Source organism: Streptomyces lincolnensis (genome assembly GCF_021173675.1).
GTDB classification, from domain to species: Bacteria; Actinomycetota; Actinomycetes; order Streptomycetales; family Streptomycetaceae; genus Streptomyces; species Streptomyces lincolnensis_B.
The window spans coordinates 225987-240313 of the sequence record NZ_JAIHON010000011.1; the positions used below are offsets into that span (position 1 = coordinate 225987).

Sequence of the window (14327 nt, forward strand, 5' to 3'; positions counted from 1 at the left end):
GCCGTCGATGCTGCCCGATCTGCCACCGCTGCCCGCCCTCACCCGCGCCGAGGGCGAACTGATCGACCGTTACCTCGACGTGGTCGACCTGCTCGGGCGGATCAACCCGGGCCGGCACGGCGACACCTACCGCGGACTGCGCGCGGCCCAGGCGCTGGTGGGCAAGGCGACCGCGCTGCGCGACGCCCTGGAACTGATGCACCGCCGGGGCGAGACCGAGCTGCACGCCGACACGCTGGCGCGTGCGCTGCGTGTCCTGGACGGGGAGCGCCGCACGGCTCGCGTCATCGTTCCGCCGCGCTCCGACAGTTGACGCACCCCCAGCCGGTCCGGACGTCCGGCCTCCGCGCCGGGGCGTCCGGGCCGGGGTTGAAACGAACCAAACGGCGTACCCCCGTTCGGAGTAGACGCGGTTCCTTCTTCCGGCCCGAAAAGCTTGCGCAACGCGCGTAGGACGGGGACGGAGTGTGACGTTCCTGTGCTGGTCCGGACGTCCTCAAGGGCCTCGACACCTCTTCGAACAAGGGGGTGTCCACCCGAACGGGTGAGTGGTGAGTAACAACACAAACCACCGGTTCCGTTGGGATTTTCGGACATCGGTGAGCCAAGATCCCTGTCTGACGACAAGCCCCCGCCGCAGCGGCGGGGCGATCCGGGTGGACGCCGAGTCCTGCCGCCGCCCGGATGACCGGTCGACAGAAGTGGATCGGCAGGAGTGGAGGACCCAGGCACGACGGGTCGCCGGAACGGTCACGCCATGACCGGGTCGAGCAGCCCTTGGGGTGAAGCCGCGTCAGCGGCCGGGCAACTTCGCCAGCCCGAATCCGACAGGTCATCCTTCACAGGCGGCTGACGAAGGGTTGCGCATGACTGCGCTCAATCGTGTCCCGTCGCTCATGGCCCGGGCCGGTACGGCCTCGGCGTTCGCCATCGCCGCTGTGGGCGGCTCGGTCGTGGTCCCCGGTGTCGCATCCGACGCCGCGGCCGCCACGCCGGCGACGAAGGCACTTCAGGTCGCGGCTTCCAAGAAGGGATCCCCCTACAAGTACGGCGCCGTCGGGCCGAACAGGTTCGACTGCTCCGGGCTGACGCTGTACTCGTTCAAGAAGGCGGGCAAGAAGCTGCCGCGCACGGCCGCCCAGCAGTACAACAAGACGCGCCACATCTCCGCCAAGAGCCGCAAGGCCGGAGACCTGGTGTTCTTCCACTCGGGCTCGAACGTGTACCACGTCGGCATCTACGCCGGAAAGGGGAAGCTCTGGCACTCCCCGAAGACCGGGGACGTCGTCAGGCTGCAGAAGATCTGGACCAAGAGCGTCTGGTACGGCCGGGTCAAGTAGTGCCCTCCCGAGGGGGCGGCGGCGCTCTGATCCGCCGCCGCTCTCTCCGGGAACCCCCTGACGCGTGACACGGGCTCGGATGGTTACTCGTTCACGTATGGCCGACCACCGTCCCTGCACCGCACGCAACGAGACTCCGCTGGAGCGTGCCGACCGCAACTTCGGCGAACTGCTCCAGGAACTGCGCGTCACCCAGACCGGGGTGCAGATCCTCTTCGCGTTCCTGCTGTCGCTGGCCTTCACCCAGCGTTTCCCGGACCTGGACACGGTCCAGCGCGTCACCTACGTGACCACACTGCTGCTCTCGGTGCTCGCGGCGGCCCTCTTCACCGCGCCCGCCGCCCTGCACCGCTTCCTCTTCCAGCAGGGCGCCAAGCCCCGCATCGTGCAGGTCTCCTCACGGCTCGCCTCGGTCGGCATGGCGGTCCTGGTCCTGGCGTTCACCGGGTCGGTGCTGCTCGTGGTCGACGTGACGATCGGCCGGTCCGGTGGTATCGCGGCGGGCGCGGCGACCCTGTGCGTCTGTCTCGGCCTGTGGTGGCTGCTCCCTCGGCTGGTGCGGCGCGCCGACCGCGCCGAGCCCCTGCAGCACCGCACGACGATCAGGCCGCCCTCGGCGGTCCGGACAGGACCGCCGCACCGGGAACTGTCCACGCGCCGCCGGTGACCTCCTCTCCCGGCCGCTGACGCCCGCCCGGCGGACGACCGCGTACGGCCGTCACCCCGGCCGGGTCACGGTTCCTGCTGTCCCGCCGCCGTCACCGGCTGCGCCGGCACGGTCCACGGCAGTTCGATGGCGACGGTCTTGCCGCCCTCCCGGGTGGGCCTGACTCTCAGCTTGCCGCCGCACTCGGCGGTCAGCCAGCGGATGATCACCATGCCCCGGCCGTTGTCCTGCTGGACGGCGGCGGGCAGCCGCTTGGGGAAGCGGGGATGGCTGTCGGTGACGCCGATGCGCAGCTGCTCGTCACGGTCGAGCGCGATGTCCACCGTGAAGGTGGGTGACTGCCCGAACGTGTGCTGGACGGCGTTGGTGGCGAGCTCGGAGACGATCAGGCGGATGGTGTCGGCGACTTCGGCCCCCGGTGGCAGTCCCCACTCCGCCAGGATGGTGACCACGTACTCGCGGGCCGCGGAGACCGAGGCGGGCTCGCTCGGCAGAGTGACGGATGCTTCCAGATGGTCTGCCATGGCGACGTCGTCCCTTTCCCACGGGACCGCGGTCCGACACGGAGCGGATGGTTCGAGTACGGTCCCGGACTGGTGCTTCGTCGCCAGACTGCCATTACCAAGGCGGTCACGGGTGGCGATCCACCAAGATATGCATATATCTGTCGCTCGAAGCGGTGAACTCTACGACCTCAGACCGTATTTGGGCGCCCCGGTTGGAGTAAGGAGTAGCCCATGCAGCACGGTCCCGCGGTGCGCCGCCGGAAGCTGGGCGCCGAACTGCGCGCCCTGCGCGCCGGTGCGGGGCTCACCAGCGGCGAGGCCGCCCGCCTGGTGGGCTGGCACCAGTCGAAGGTGAGCCGGATCGAGACCGGCGCGAGCGGTGTGAAACCGGCCGATGTGCGGTTACTCCTCGATGCCTACCGTGTGACGGACTCCCAACTACGGGAGTTGCTCCTGGTGTTGGCGGGGTCCGACGAGGGTGGCGGACGCCACCACTGGTGGCACGCGTACCGCGGTGTGCTGCCGCCGACCTACCGGGACTTCATCAGCCTGGAGTCCCAGGCGAGTGCGATGAGCACCTTGGAGACCTCAGTGGTCCCCGGACTGCTCCAGACACCCGAGTACGCCCGGGCGGTGACCAAGGCGGCGGTGGGCGGGCTGGACGACGAGCGCCTGCACGCCCTGGTCGAAGTACGGCTGGCCAGGCAGGACGTGCTCCGAGGGCATCCCCCGCTGGAGCTCAGCGCGGTGCTGGACGAGGCCGTGCTCAGACGCGAGGTCGGCGGTCCCGAGGTGATGGCGCGTCAGCTGGAGCGGTTGGTCGAGGCGGCGCGGCTGCCCCAAGTGCGGCTCCAGGTGCTGCCGTTCTCCGCGGGAGCGCACGTCGGCATTACCGGGCCTTTCGTTATCTTCTCATTTTCGAGCACATCTGATCTGGATGTGGTTGTTCTCGACCACTTGACGAGTAGCCTCTACCTCGAACGGAAAGAAGACCTCAGGGCCTACTCGGAGGCCTTCAACGCCCTTCAGATCCACGCCCTTTCGCCCGAGGACTCGTTGGATTACATCGCCGGATTGGGTGACGGCGTGTAAGGAGGCACCATGTCAGCTCTGCCTCGGCACGTACCTTCCAGCAACGATCTGCACGCCGTGCGGTGGCTGCGCAGCAGCTACAGCACGGGAGCCAACAACTGCGTCGAGACGGCACGACCGAGCGGCGGCCCCTGGGCCGGTCTGCTCGCCGTGCGCGACTCCAAGGATCCGGCCGGACCCGCGCTGCTCTTCTCCCCCGGGAGCTGGGCGGGATTCACTGCCGCGTTCCGGTCCTGACCCGCCTACTCACTCGCTCACCCGGTCCAGCAGGGTGGCGGCGCACGGCCGTGTCACGCCGACTCATGGTCGCGTCTCGCCGATCACCCGGACCGCGTGTTCGATCTGTCCCTCGGAGAGGTCCGCGCGGGCGGTCAGCCTCAGCCGTGAGATGCCGTCGGGAACGGAAGGAGGACGGAAGCAGCCCACGGCCAGCCCGGCCGCACGGCACTCGGCCGCCCATCGCACGGCCCCCTCCGGGGACGGCGCGCGCACGGAGACCACCGCGGCGTCCGGACGTACCGCCTCGTGACCCGCGGCGGTCAGGCGTGCGTGGAGTTCGCCCGCCACCGTGCGCGCCCGCGCCGCCCGCTCCGGCTCGCGGCGCAGCAGCCGCAGGGCCGCCAGGGCCGAGCCCGCCGCCGCCGGAGCCAGACCGGTGTCGAAGATGAACGTCCGGGCCACGTTGACCAGGTGGTCGATCACCCGGGCGGGGCCCAGGACGGCACCGCCCTGGCTGCCGAGCGACTTGGACAGCGTGACCGTGACGACCACGTCGTCGGCGCCCGCGAGTCCCGCCGCGTGCGGGGTGCCGCGGCCGCCGTCGCCGAGGACGCCGAGACCGTGCGCGTCGTCCAGCACCAGACCCGCGCCGCGCTCCCGGCAGGCCTCGGCGTGGGCGGCGAGCGGGGCCGCGTCGCCGTCGACCGAGAAGACCGTGTCGGACACCAGGACGGCGGGCCCGTCGTGGGTCCGCAGCGCCTTGGCCACGGCGTCCGGGTCGGCGTGCGCGACGACCTGTGTCTCGCCCCGGGCCAGCCGGCAGCCGTCGATCAGCGAGGCGTGGTTGCCCGCGTCGGAGACGACCAGTGAGCCGTGCGGCGCCAGCGCGGTCACCGCGGCCAGGTTCGCTGCGTAGCCCGACGACAGGACGAGCGCCGCCTCGAAGCCGCAGAAGTCGGCCAGCTCGCGTTCCAGCTCGGTGTGGAGTTCGGTGGTGCCGGTGACGAGCCGGGATCCGGTCGCCCCGGCGCCCCAGGTGCGGGCGGCCCGCGCCGCGCCCTCGGTGACCTCGGGATGACGGGACAGCCCCAGGTAGTCGTTGCTCGCGAGATCGAGCAGCGGCGCGTGGGCGGGGCGCGGGCGCAGCGTCCGCACGAGTCCGGCCCGACGGCGTGATTCCGCCTCCTCGTCGATCCAGCCGAACGCCATCGCTCCTCCAGGGCTCGTACGGGTGGCTTTTGTAGGCAGCGCACAGACACTAGTCGCACGACCAGGCACCCACTGTGTGGCAATACCCACACGTCGAAGCGCCTGTCTTGTACGAACTCTCCTTGGCCCGAGGCGGCTCCTTAGGACAGGATCGGCTCTCATGGACCTGCTGAACACGCTGGTGGACAAGGGGCTTCGGCGCGAGCTGCCGAGCCGCGAGGAGGCGCTGGCCGTCCTCGCCACTTCCGACGACGACCTGCTCGATGTGGTGGCCGCGGCCGGCAAGGTGCGCCGGCACTGGTTCGGCCGGCGGGTGAAGCTCAACTACCTCGTCAACCTCAAGTCGGGCCTGTGCCCGGAGGACTGCTCCTACTGTTCGCAGCGGCTCGGCTCCACCACCGGCATCCTGAAGTACACCTGGCTCAAGCCCGACGACGCCTCGAAGGCGGCGGCGGCCGGTTTGGCGGGAGGTGCCAAGCGGGTCTGCCTGGTGGCCTCCGGGCGCGGTCCGACCGACCGGGACGTGGACCGGGTCGCGGGCACCATCAAGGCGATCAAGGAACAGAACGAGGGCGTCGAGGTGTGCGCCTGTCTCGGGCTGCTCTCCGACGGCCAGGCCGAGCGGCTGCGCGAGGCGGGCGCGGACGCCTACAACCACAACCTGAACACGTCCGAGGGCACCTACGGCGAGATCACCACCACGCACACCTACGCCGATCGCGTGGACACCGTGACCAAGGCGCACGCGGCCGGTCTGTCCGCCTGTTCCGGGCTGATCGCGGGCATGGGCGAGTCGGACGAGGACCTGGTCGACGTCGTCTACGCGCTGCGCGAGCTGGACCCGGACTCGGTTCCGGTCAACTTCCTGATCCCGGTCGAGGGCACCCCGCTGGCCAAGGAGTGGAACCTCACCCCGCAGCGCTGCCTGCGGATCCTGGCCATGGTGCGGTTCGTCTGCCCGGACGTCGAGGTGCGGATCGCGGGCGGCCGGGAGGTCCATCTGCGCACCATGCAGCCCCTCGCGCTGCACCTGGCCAACTCGATCTTCCTCGGCGACTACCTCACCACCGAGGGCCAGGCCGGCAAGGCCGACCTGGAGATGATCGCGGACGCCGGGTTCGAGGTGGAGGGCACCGGCCAGGTGACCCTGCCCGAGCACCGGGCGAACGCGGGCGGGGGCGGCTGCGGCTCGACCGCCGAGACCGCCTGCGGCTCGCACGAGGGTGCGGGCTGCGGCTCGCACGAGGGCGCCGGTGTCTGCGGCTCCGCGCCCGCCGCCTCGACGCCCGCCGCCTCGACGCCCCCGGTCGGCGAGCCCCGCACCGACCTCGTCGCCGTCCGCCGCCGTGGCGCCGGAACGGACCTCGCGCCCAATGCCTGACCTGAACGTCCCCGAGCTCCTCGAGCTGGACCGGCAGCACGTCTGGCACCCCTACGGCCCGATGCCCGGCCGCCGGGAACCGCTCGTCGTGGAGTCGGCGAGCGGGGTGCGGCTGCGGCTGGCGGACGGCTCCGGCGAACTGGTCGACGGCATGTCGTCCTGGTGGTCGGCGATCCACGGCTACAACCACCCGGTGCTCAACGAGGCCGCGCGCGAGCAGCTCGGGCGGATGAGCCACGTGATGTTCGGCGGCCTCACGCACGAGCCCGCCGTACGGCTCGCGAAGCTCCTTGTCGACATGTCGCCGGACGGCCTGGAGCACGTCTTCCTCGCCGACTCCGGTTCGGTGTCGGTCGAGGTCGCGGTCAAGATGTGCCTCCAGTACTGGCGCTCGCTCGGCCGCCCGTCGAAGCGGCGGCTGCTGACCTGGCGGGGCGGCTATCACGGCGACACCTGGCAGCCGATGTCGGTGTGCGACCCCGAGGGCGGCATGCACGAGCTGTGGTCCGGGGTGCTGCCGCGCCAGGTGTTCGCGGACCCGCCGCCGACCCGGTACGAGGAGTCGTACGCCGATCGGCTGCGCGCACTGATCGAACGCCATGCCGACGAACTCGCCGCGGTGATCGTCGAGCCGGTGGTGCAGGGCGCGGGCGGGATGCGATTCCACTCCCCCGCGTATCTGCGGGTGCTGCGCGAGGCCTGCGACGCGCACGACGTGCTGCTGGTGTTCGACGAGATCGCCACCGGGTTCGGGCGCACGGGCGCGCTGTTCGCGGCGGAGCACGCGGCGGTGACCCCGGACGTGATGTGCGTGGGCAAGGCGCTGACCGGCGGTTACCTGACGATGGCGGCGACGCTGTGCACGCCTCGGGTGGCCGACGGCATCTCCCGGGGCGAGGTACCCGTCCTCGCGCACGGGCCGACCTTCATGGGCAATCCGCTGGCGGCGGCCGTCGCCTGCGCGTCGATCGACCTGCTGCTGGGCCAGGACTGGCCCGCCGAGGTCAAGCGGATCGAGACGGGGCTGCGGGAGGGGCTGGCGGCTGCCTCCGACCTCCCGGGCGTCACGGACGTGCGGGTCCTCGGCGCCATCGGGGTGGTCCAGCTCGATCATCCCGTGGACATGGAGGCCGCCACGGCGGCGGCCGTCCGCGAGGGCGTGTGGCTCCGGCCGTTCCGCGACCTGATCTACACGATGCCGCCGTACGTCACGGGCGACGCGGACCTGGCACGGATCGCGCGCGCGGTGTGCGCGGCGGCGCGGGAGGGATGACATGACGGTCCTCGTGATCACGGGCACGGGCACGGAGGTCGGCAAGACGGTGGCGACCGCCGCCCTGGCCGCCGCCGCGCTCGCGGCCGGACGGTCGGTGGCCGTCCTCAAGGCCGCGCAGACCGGCGTACGACCGGACGAGCCCGGGGACGCCGCGGAGGTGGCGCGGCTCGCGGGCGCCGTGACGGCGGCCGAGGTCGCCCGGTATCCGGAGCCGTTGGCGCCGGCCACGGCGGCGCGGCGGGCCGGGCGGGAGCCGGTGCGTCCGCGCGAGGTCGCCGAGGCCGCCGCCAAGCTGGCCACCGAGCACGACCTGGTACTGGTGGAGGGCGCCGGCGGACTGCTCGTACGGTTCGACGCGGCGGGCGGGACGCTGGCCGACGCGGCCCGGTTGCTGGCGGCGCCGGTGCTGGTGGTGGCGTCGGCCGGGCTGGGTACGCTCAACACGACCGAACTCACCGCCCGGGAACTGCGCTCCCGCGGGCTCGACCTGACCGGGATCGTGATCGGCAACTGGCCCGACGCACCCGACCTGGCCTCGCGCTGCAACCTCGCGGACCTGCCGGACGTGTCGGCGGCTCCGCTGCTCGGCGCGCTGCCCGCCGGGGCCGGACGGCTCGCCCCGGCCGACTTCCGTACCCGGGCGCCGGGTTGGCTGGCGCCCCGCCTCGACGGGACGTGGGACGCGGAGGCGTTTCGCGCGCGGGAGGCTCCCTAGGCCTGCTCCCGTCCCGGGTCCTCCTCGGCGAGGAGCCGGACGAGTTCGATCCGGGAGCGGATGCCCAACCGGGTGAAGACACCGCGCAGATGATGGTCGATGGTGCGCGGGCTGAGCGCGAGACGCCCAGCGATCTCCCGGTTGGTGGCGCCCTCGGCGGCCATCCGGGCGATCAGCAACTGCTGGGCGGTGAGCCGGGTTCCGGGACGGTCGGGCGCGCCGCGTGCGCTCGTGTCGGATGCGCTCGTGTCGGGTGCGCCGAGCGCGCGGAGTTCGGCCCGTGCCCGGTCGGCGCAGTGCGGGGCGCCGAAGTGTTCGAAGGCCGCCAGCGCGCTGTGCAGCCGGTCGCGTGCCTCCGTGCGGTGGCGCAGGCGTCGCAGCGCGGCCCCGAACAGCAGCTCGGTACGGGCGCGTTCGAAGTCGCGGGTGCCGCGCGCGTGCAGGTCGAGTGCGGTGCGGTAGTGCTCGACGGCTTCCGCGCCGGGCGCGAGCAGGGCACGGCACCGGGCGCTGAGCGCCAGGTCGTCGGGGCTGTCCACGACGCTCGCCCAACGGTGGTAGTCGCCGTGGGCGGCCCGCGCGACCCGGGTGTCGCCGGTGCGGACGGCGGCCTCGACGTAGTGCGGGGTGGCCAGATGGCGGATGGCCCGGTGGCCGTGGCCGGGCCCGAACCCGGCGAGGGCGCGCAGCCGGGCCGCGGCGGCCGGGAAGCGGCCGCTGCCGAGGTCGAGGAAGGCGAGCGCCCACTGGGCGAGGGCGGCGGGCAGGCCGAGACCGCGTCCGAGGGCGTACGACCGGGCGGCGGCGGCGCGTTCGCGGCACAGGTCCGCGTCACCGGTGACCGCGGCGAACATCGCGAGGGCGGCCTGGAGATGGCAGGCGCCGTTGTCCTGGCCGGTGGCGTACGCCTGGGCCAGTGCCTCGGTCGCGGCGGCCTCGCCGGCCCGGGGTCGACCGGTCCAGAAGTCGGCGTACGCCCGGAACTCCGTGGCCTGGACCGCGGTCGCCGTCGCGCCGCGCGCCCGCGCCGAGGCGGCCGCGCGGAGGGTCGCGGTGGCGGCGAGGGTGTGGTCGCCGAGCAGCAACGCGGCGATTCCGGCGTGCAGCAGCAGGGTGGGGTCCCCGCCGGGACCGCAACGCCCCGCCGCCGCCATCAACAGATCCCGCGCGTCCTCGTACCGCCCCTCGACGGCCGCCGCCAGCCCACCGAGCGTGCCGGGCGGCACGACTCCGAGCGCCTCGGCCACCTGCTCGGCCTCACGGCACCGACGCAGGTCACCGGTGTAGATGGCGGCTTCGGTGGCCCGGGTGAGGAGATGAGTGGCCCGGGACGACGACGTGGAGGGACGGGTGGCGTCGGTCGAGGCGGGGAGACCGGGGGCGTGGGCCGACGCCGGGCGGCGGGTGTCCCGGGGCGACGCGGAGCGGCCGGGTGCGTCGGGCGAGACCCGGGGGTGGTCGGTCAGCGCCGACGCGTGGGCGTGGGGAAGCTCCGCCGCCCGGACCGACCCGGCAAGGCTCACCGCCTGGGCCGATTCGGCACGGCTCACCCCCGGACCTGATGCGGACGAACCAACGACCGGGAGCCGTACCGGGACTTGGGCCGCCTGGGCCGGCGTCGGGACATCGGTGCCCGGGGTCGACGCGGAGCGCCGGCGGGACGCTCCCGGCGCAGCACGTCCAGGGGCACGCTCCCGTGTCGCCCTCGGGACGTGAGCGGCGGGGCGGGACTCGTCCGGGCCGCTGGCAGGCGATGGTGGTGACACGTGCCGCCCGTCAGCGATGTGTTCCGGGTCCCCCGGCGGCTGCGCCACCACCGCCGCCAGCAGCGCGTCGAAGGCCTCCGAGGCGTTGCCCGTGCGGAGGGCGAGGACGCCGGTCAGGGCGTCTTCGGGAGCGGCGGCGGCCAGGCGGCGGGCGCGGTCGCTGTCGCCGGACTGCCAGGCGTGGACGGCGGCGCGGGCCAGGAGGCGGGACTGCTCGCGGGGGTCGGGGCACAGGGCGGCGGCGCGTTCGGTGAGGGCTCGGGCCAGTTGCAGGCGGCCCGCGTCGCGGGCCTGTTCGGCGGCGGAGCGGAGTTCGGCCGTGAGCCGGGCGCTCGGGCCGAGGGCGCCCGCGCCCCGGTGCCAGGAACGGCCGGGTGTCTCGCCGTCACCGCGCAGCACCCGGGCCAGCAGCCGGTGGACCTCGCGCCGGTCGGCCGGGGAGCCGGTCTCGTAGGCGGCGACCGTCGTCCACGCGTCCCGGAAGACCACCCCGCCCGTCGTGGCCTGGGCGATACCGGCCGCCTCCGCGGCTTCCAGGGGGCGGGTGTCGAGGCGGACGGCGGTGACGGCACGCAGGAAGGCGTGCGTCGGGACCGGGTACTGGTCGGCCGCCGCGAGGAGCAGCAGCAGCCGGGTGTCGTCCGGCAGGGCCTGGATCTCGGCGCGGTGGGTCCGCAGCAACGCCGGGGCCAGTTCGGCGGGTTCGGTGGGCAGCGCGTCGTGGCCGGCCGCCTGCCGTTCGGTCAGCAGCGGTACGAGGTCGGCGGCGGCGCGCGGATCGCCGTGGACGGCACGCAGCACTCGCACCCGGACGCCCGCGGGCAGCGAGGAGAGGGGGCGTGGGGGAGGTGGAGTGCGGTCGAGAGGCGGGGGGTTCACCGGAGTCACCACACACATGACGTTACTGGCGAGTTAATTGACACGTAAAGACCGGCGATTTCACCGATGCGGCGCGCGTAGACCCCGGCCGACACTCCTGAGAACCCCACCCGTATCAGGAGGCATCATGCAGCGCTTCAAGCGTCGCATCGCCGCGGCCGCCTCGGCCGTGTCGGCATCGCTCCTTCTGTCGCTCCCGCTGTCCGCGACGCCCGCTCACGCCGCGACCCACAACCCCGTCGTCTTCGTCCACGGTCTCAGCAGTTCGTCCAGCAGCTGGGACGACTGGGTCTCCTACTTCAAGGCCGACGGCTATACCGCCTCGGAGCTGGACGCCTGGTCGTACAGCTGGTCCCAGTCGAACGTGACCACCGCCCAGCAACTGGCCACCGAGGTCAAGCGGGTGCTCGCCGCCACCGGCGCCTCCAAGGTCGACCTGGTCGTGCACTCGATGGGCGCGCTCAGCTCCCGCTACTACCTGAAGAACCTCGGCGGCACGGCCTACGTCGACGACTTCGTCTCCACCGCCGGCGTGAACCACGGCACGACCGCCGCCGGGTGGTGCGCGTGGCTGTACACCTCCTGCGCGGAGATGCAGACCGGCAGTTCCTTCCTCACCTCGCTGAACTCCGGCGACGAGACGCCGGGCAGTGTGTCGTACGCCAGTTACTGGTCCAACTGCGACGACGCGCTCACCCCGGACACCACGGCGATCCTGAGCGGCGCGACCAACGTCGAGGTCGGGTGCGTGTCGCACACCGACATGAACAACGATCACGGCGTCTACGAGCAGGTGCGCGACTTCGTCGGATGACGGACCGCTTCGTCGGATGACGGACCGCGGGGGTGCGACGGGCCCGTCCGGGGGAGAATCGTGGTGAGGAACGTCCTGTCAGGGAGGTTGCCATGCCGCTACGGTCCCCCGGCCGCGCCGGGGTGTCCCGGGACCTCGTCCACCACCCGCTGTTCGCCCGCTACTACGCCCGGATCAGCGTCGGCGCCGAGACCCGGATGGGCATGGGCGCGATGCGGGACAGGCTCCTCGCCGGGCTGTCCGGGCGGGTGATCGAGATCGGCGCGGGCAACGGCCTGAACTTCGCGCACTATCCGGGCACGGTCTCGGAGGTCGTGGCGATCGAACCGGAGCGCCGGCTGCGGCACCTGGCCGTGGAGGCCGCCCTGCGCTCCGGGGTGCCGGTGGACGTGGCGCCGGGCGCGGCGGAGGCCCTGCCGGTCAAGAGCGAGGCCTTCGACGCGGCGGTGGTCTCCCTGGTGCTGTGCAGCGTGCGCGACGTGCCGCGGGCGCTCGCGGAGATACGGCGGGTGCTGCGGCCCGGCGGCGAGGTGCGGTTCTTCGAGCACGGCCGGGGCGGCGGCCGTGCGATGCGCCTGACCCAGCGGGCGCTGGACCGCACGCTGTGGCCGCCGCTGAGCGGCGGCTGCCATCTGGCCCGGGACCCGATCGGCGCGCTGCGCGGGGCCGGCTTCGAACTCGGCCCCTATCGGCAGGTGTTCATGCCGGAGAACGGTCCCCGGCTGCCCACCTCCTACTGCGTGCTGGGCACGGCCTGGCGGCCGCCCTTGGAGGAGCACTGACCGCCGGCCCCGGTCCCGCCGCTCACAGCGTCCATTTCTTCAGCTCGCGCGCGATGTCGTGCACCGAGGCGTCGCCCTTCTTGGCGGCCCGGGCGAGGTCGCGGACCAGTTCCGGCGAGGTGACGACCCTGAGCCCGCTCGCGACGAGGTAGGCGTACCCGACGGCGCACGCGAAGAGGGCGTTGCTGCGCTCCAACGCCGGGACATGGATGAGCAGTTGCAGCAGCGCCGCGGCACGCATGTGCGGGCTGTCGTACACGGGGATGTCGAATATCTCGGCCTGGTGCCGTGCCACGGCGGCGACCAGGGCCCCCCAGTCGGTGACCTGGGGATCGCCCGGGGTCTTCTGCTCGGCGAGCATCAGGAGCCAGGCGAGATCGATGCGCAGATCGCTCAACGAGCCTCGTGTTCCTTGCTTTCCTTGCCGAACTCCTCCGTGAAGACGGATTCGTACTGCTTCATGAAGTCGGCCGCGGCCTCCACGAAGGCCTGGCCCGCTTCCCCGGTGTCCTTCATGACCAGTTCCTCTATGTAGCGGTTGACGCTCACGCCGCGGGCGAGGGCACGTTCACGGGCGGCGCGGGCGGTGCCCTCGTCCACCCGCACGTTCAACTGAGTCTTCGCCATACGTCGAAGCTAGCGCCGATGTGCTAGCACCCGCAAGAGGGTCCGCATCCCGGCAACAGGTGCCCCTTACATCGGTATCGGGGGCCCCACCTGGGGCGGAGACGGTCTCGGCCCCACGGGGGATACCGGGTGTGGGGTGGATCACACTACCCTCGGCGGGACAGGAGAGTCCCGGTGCACCGAAGCCCAGGAGGCAGTCTTGTCCACCCCTGCTGCTCAGTACGTGCCGGGCCAGGCGTCGGCCGACGGGATCGCCGCCCGCGCCCGCGGGCTGACCAAGGCGTACGGAACGGGCGAGACGACGGTGCTGGCCCTGGACTCCGTGGACGTGGACATCGCGCGCGGCCGGTTCACCGCGATCATGGGCCCGTCCGGCTCCGGCAAGTCCACGATGATGCACTGCCTGGCCGGACTCGACACCGTCTCCGCCGGTCAGGTGTGGCTCGGCGACACCGAGATCACGGGGCTGAAGGAGCGCGAGCTGACCCGGCTGCGGCGGGACCGGATCGGGTTCATGTTCCAGTCGTTCAACCTCATCCCGACGCTCAACGCGGCCGAGAACATCACGCTGCCCATGGACATCGCGGGCAAGAAGCCCGACGAGAAGTGGCTGGACCAGGTCATCGACACCCTCGGGCTGCGCGACCGGCTCAAGCACCGGCCCTCGCAGCTCTCCGGCGGACAGCAGCAGCGGGTGGCGTGCGCGCGGGCGCTGGCCTCCCGGCCGGAGCTGATCTTCGCGGACGAGCCGACCGGCAACCTCGACTCGCGCGCGGGCCTCGAAGTACTCGGGTTCCTGCGGGAGGCCGTCGACCAGCTCGGACAGACCGTCGTCATGGTGACCCACGACCCGGGCGCCGCCGCCCACTCCGACCTGGTCCTCTTCCTCGGGGACGGGCGGATCGTCGACGAGATGGAACGCCCGACGGCGGAGGCGGTCCTCGAGCGCATGAAGCGCTTCGACGTCACCAAGGCCCCCTTCGACGCCCAGGGTCCCCCGCCCGGCGCGATCCCCACCGAAGGCGACGGCCCCTCACTCGACAAGGACTGAGCC

Annotated in this window: 16 protein-coding genes and 1 riboswitch; of the genes, 11 read left to right on the forward strand and 5 right to left on the reverse strand. The window is 72.5% G+C overall.

The window, feature by feature from the left end; all coding sequences use genetic code 11:
* Nucleotides 1-7 precede the first annotated feature (7 nt).
* The 3 genes from K4B79_RS31865 to K4B79_RS31875 all read left to right on the forward strand — a co-directional run bounded on the left by K4B79_RS31865 (nt 8) and on the right by K4B79_RS31875 (nt 2007).
* Nucleotides 8-313, forward strand: coding sequence for a hypothetical protein (locus K4B79_RS31865; protein WP_232030768.1), 306 nt, complete (start codon nt 8-10; stop codon nt 311-313).
* Between the two features lie 416 nt (nt 314-729).
* Nucleotides 730-863: riboswitch (cyclic di-AMP (ydaO/yuaA leader) on the forward strand.
* A 3-nt stretch (nt 864-866) separates the two neighbouring features.
* Nucleotides 867-1340, forward strand: coding sequence for a C40 family peptidase (locus K4B79_RS31870; protein WP_232030769.1), 474 nt, complete (start codon nt 867-869; stop codon nt 1338-1340).
* Nucleotides 1341-1437: 97 nt separating this feature from the next.
* Nucleotides 1438-2007, forward strand: coding sequence for a DUF6328 family protein (locus tag K4B79_RS31875; RefSeq protein WP_232030770.1), 570 nt, complete (start codon nt 1438-1440; stop codon nt 2005-2007).
* Between the two features lie 65 nt (nt 2008-2072).
* On the opposite strand, the gene K4B79_RS31880 is transcribed toward K4B79_RS31875, so the two are convergent.
* Nucleotides 2073-2531: an ATP-binding protein gene (locus K4B79_RS31880; RefSeq protein ID WP_232030771.1), complete on the reverse strand. Its 459-nt coding sequence runs from the start codon at nt 2529-2531 to the stop codon at nt 2073-2075.
* 213 nt (nt 2532-2744) lie between these two features.
* Here K4B79_RS31880 and K4B79_RS31885 point away from each other — a divergent pair, with 213 nt between their 5' ends.
* The gene (locus K4B79_RS31885) at nt 2745-3605 is read left to right on the forward strand and encodes a helix-turn-helix domain-containing protein (protein WP_232030772.1); all 861 of its coding nucleotides are present in this window, start codon (nt 2745-2747) and stop codon (nt 3603-3605) included.
* A gap of 9 nt (nt 3606-3614) precedes the next feature.
* On the forward strand, nt 3615-3842 hold the full coding sequence (locus K4B79_RS31890) for a DUF397 domain-containing protein (RefSeq protein WP_232030773.1): 228 nt from the start codon (nt 3615-3617) through the stop codon (nt 3840-3842).
* Between the two features lie 63 nt (nt 3843-3905).
* On the opposite strand, the gene K4B79_RS31895 is transcribed toward K4B79_RS31890, so the two are convergent.
* A complete protein-coding gene (locus K4B79_RS31895) occupies nt 3906-5033 on the reverse strand; it encodes an 8-amino-7-oxononanoate synthase (RefSeq protein WP_232030774.1) in 1128 nt (375 codons plus the stop codon).
* 160 nt (nt 5034-5193) lie between these two features.
* Between K4B79_RS31895 and bioB the strand changes: the two genes are divergently transcribed.
* The 3 genes from bioB to bioD are packed head-to-tail and all read left to right on the forward strand — an operon-like array spanning nt 5194 to nt 8405.
* Nucleotides 5194-6414 (forward strand): biotin synthase BioB, encoded by a 1221-nt coding sequence (gene bioB / locus K4B79_RS31900; RefSeq protein ID WP_232030775.1) that lies wholly within the window; start codon nt 5194-5196, stop codon nt 6412-6414.
* Nucleotides 6407-7687, forward strand: coding sequence for an adenosylmethionine--8-amino-7-oxononanoate transaminase (locus K4B79_RS31905; protein ID WP_232030776.1), 1281 nt, complete (start codon nt 6407-6409; stop codon nt 7685-7687). The genes bioB and K4B79_RS31905 overlap by 8 nt, the downstream gene beginning before the upstream one ends.
* Nucleotide 7688: 1 nt before the next feature.
* Nucleotides 7689-8405 (forward strand): dethiobiotin synthase, encoded by a 717-nt coding sequence (gene bioD, locus K4B79_RS31910; protein ID WP_232030777.1) that lies wholly within the window; start codon nt 7689-7691, stop codon nt 8403-8405.
* Here the strand turns inward: bioD and K4B79_RS31915 are convergent.
* Entirely contained in the window at nt 8402-11068 is a 2667-nt protein-coding gene (locus K4B79_RS31915) for a helix-turn-helix domain-containing protein (RefSeq protein ID WP_232030778.1), read from the reverse strand. The two genes, bioD and K4B79_RS31915, sit on opposite strands and share 4 nt — an antisense overlap.
* A gap of 109 nt (nt 11069-11177) precedes the next feature.
* On the opposite strand from K4B79_RS31915, the gene K4B79_RS31920 reads away from it, so the two are divergent.
* Nucleotides 11178-11864 (forward strand): esterase/lipase family protein, encoded by a 687-nt coding sequence (locus K4B79_RS31920; RefSeq protein ID WP_232030779.1) that lies wholly within the window; start codon nt 11178-11180, stop codon nt 11862-11864.
* Nucleotides 11865-11956: 92 nt separating this feature from the next.
* The gene (locus tag K4B79_RS31925; protein WP_232030780.1) at nt 11957-12646 is read left to right on the forward strand and encodes a class I SAM-dependent methyltransferase; all 690 of its coding nucleotides are present in this window, start codon (nt 11957-11959) and stop codon (nt 12644-12646) included.
* Nucleotides 12647-12668: 22 nt separating this feature from the next.
* Here K4B79_RS31925 and K4B79_RS31930 read toward each other — a convergent pair whose 3' ends face one another.
* Entirely contained in the window at nt 12669-13043 is a 375-nt protein-coding gene (locus K4B79_RS31930) for a fic family toxin-antitoxin system, toxin component (protein WP_232030781.1), read from the reverse strand.
* Complete coding sequence (locus K4B79_RS31935) at nt 13040-13273, reverse strand: antitoxin (protein WP_067428256.1); 234 nt, start codon at nt 13271-13273, stop codon at nt 13040-13042. Before K4B79_RS31935 ends, K4B79_RS31930 begins: the two co-directional genes overlap by 4 nt.
* Nucleotides 13274-13472: 199 nt before the next feature.
* Between K4B79_RS31935 and K4B79_RS31940 the strand changes: the two genes are divergently transcribed.
* Nucleotides 13473-14324, forward strand: a complete 852-nt coding sequence (locus K4B79_RS31940) for an ABC transporter ATP-binding protein (RefSeq protein WP_232030782.1) — start codon at nt 13473-13475, stop codon at nt 14322-14324.
* Nucleotides 14325-14327: the final 3 nt, after the last annotated feature.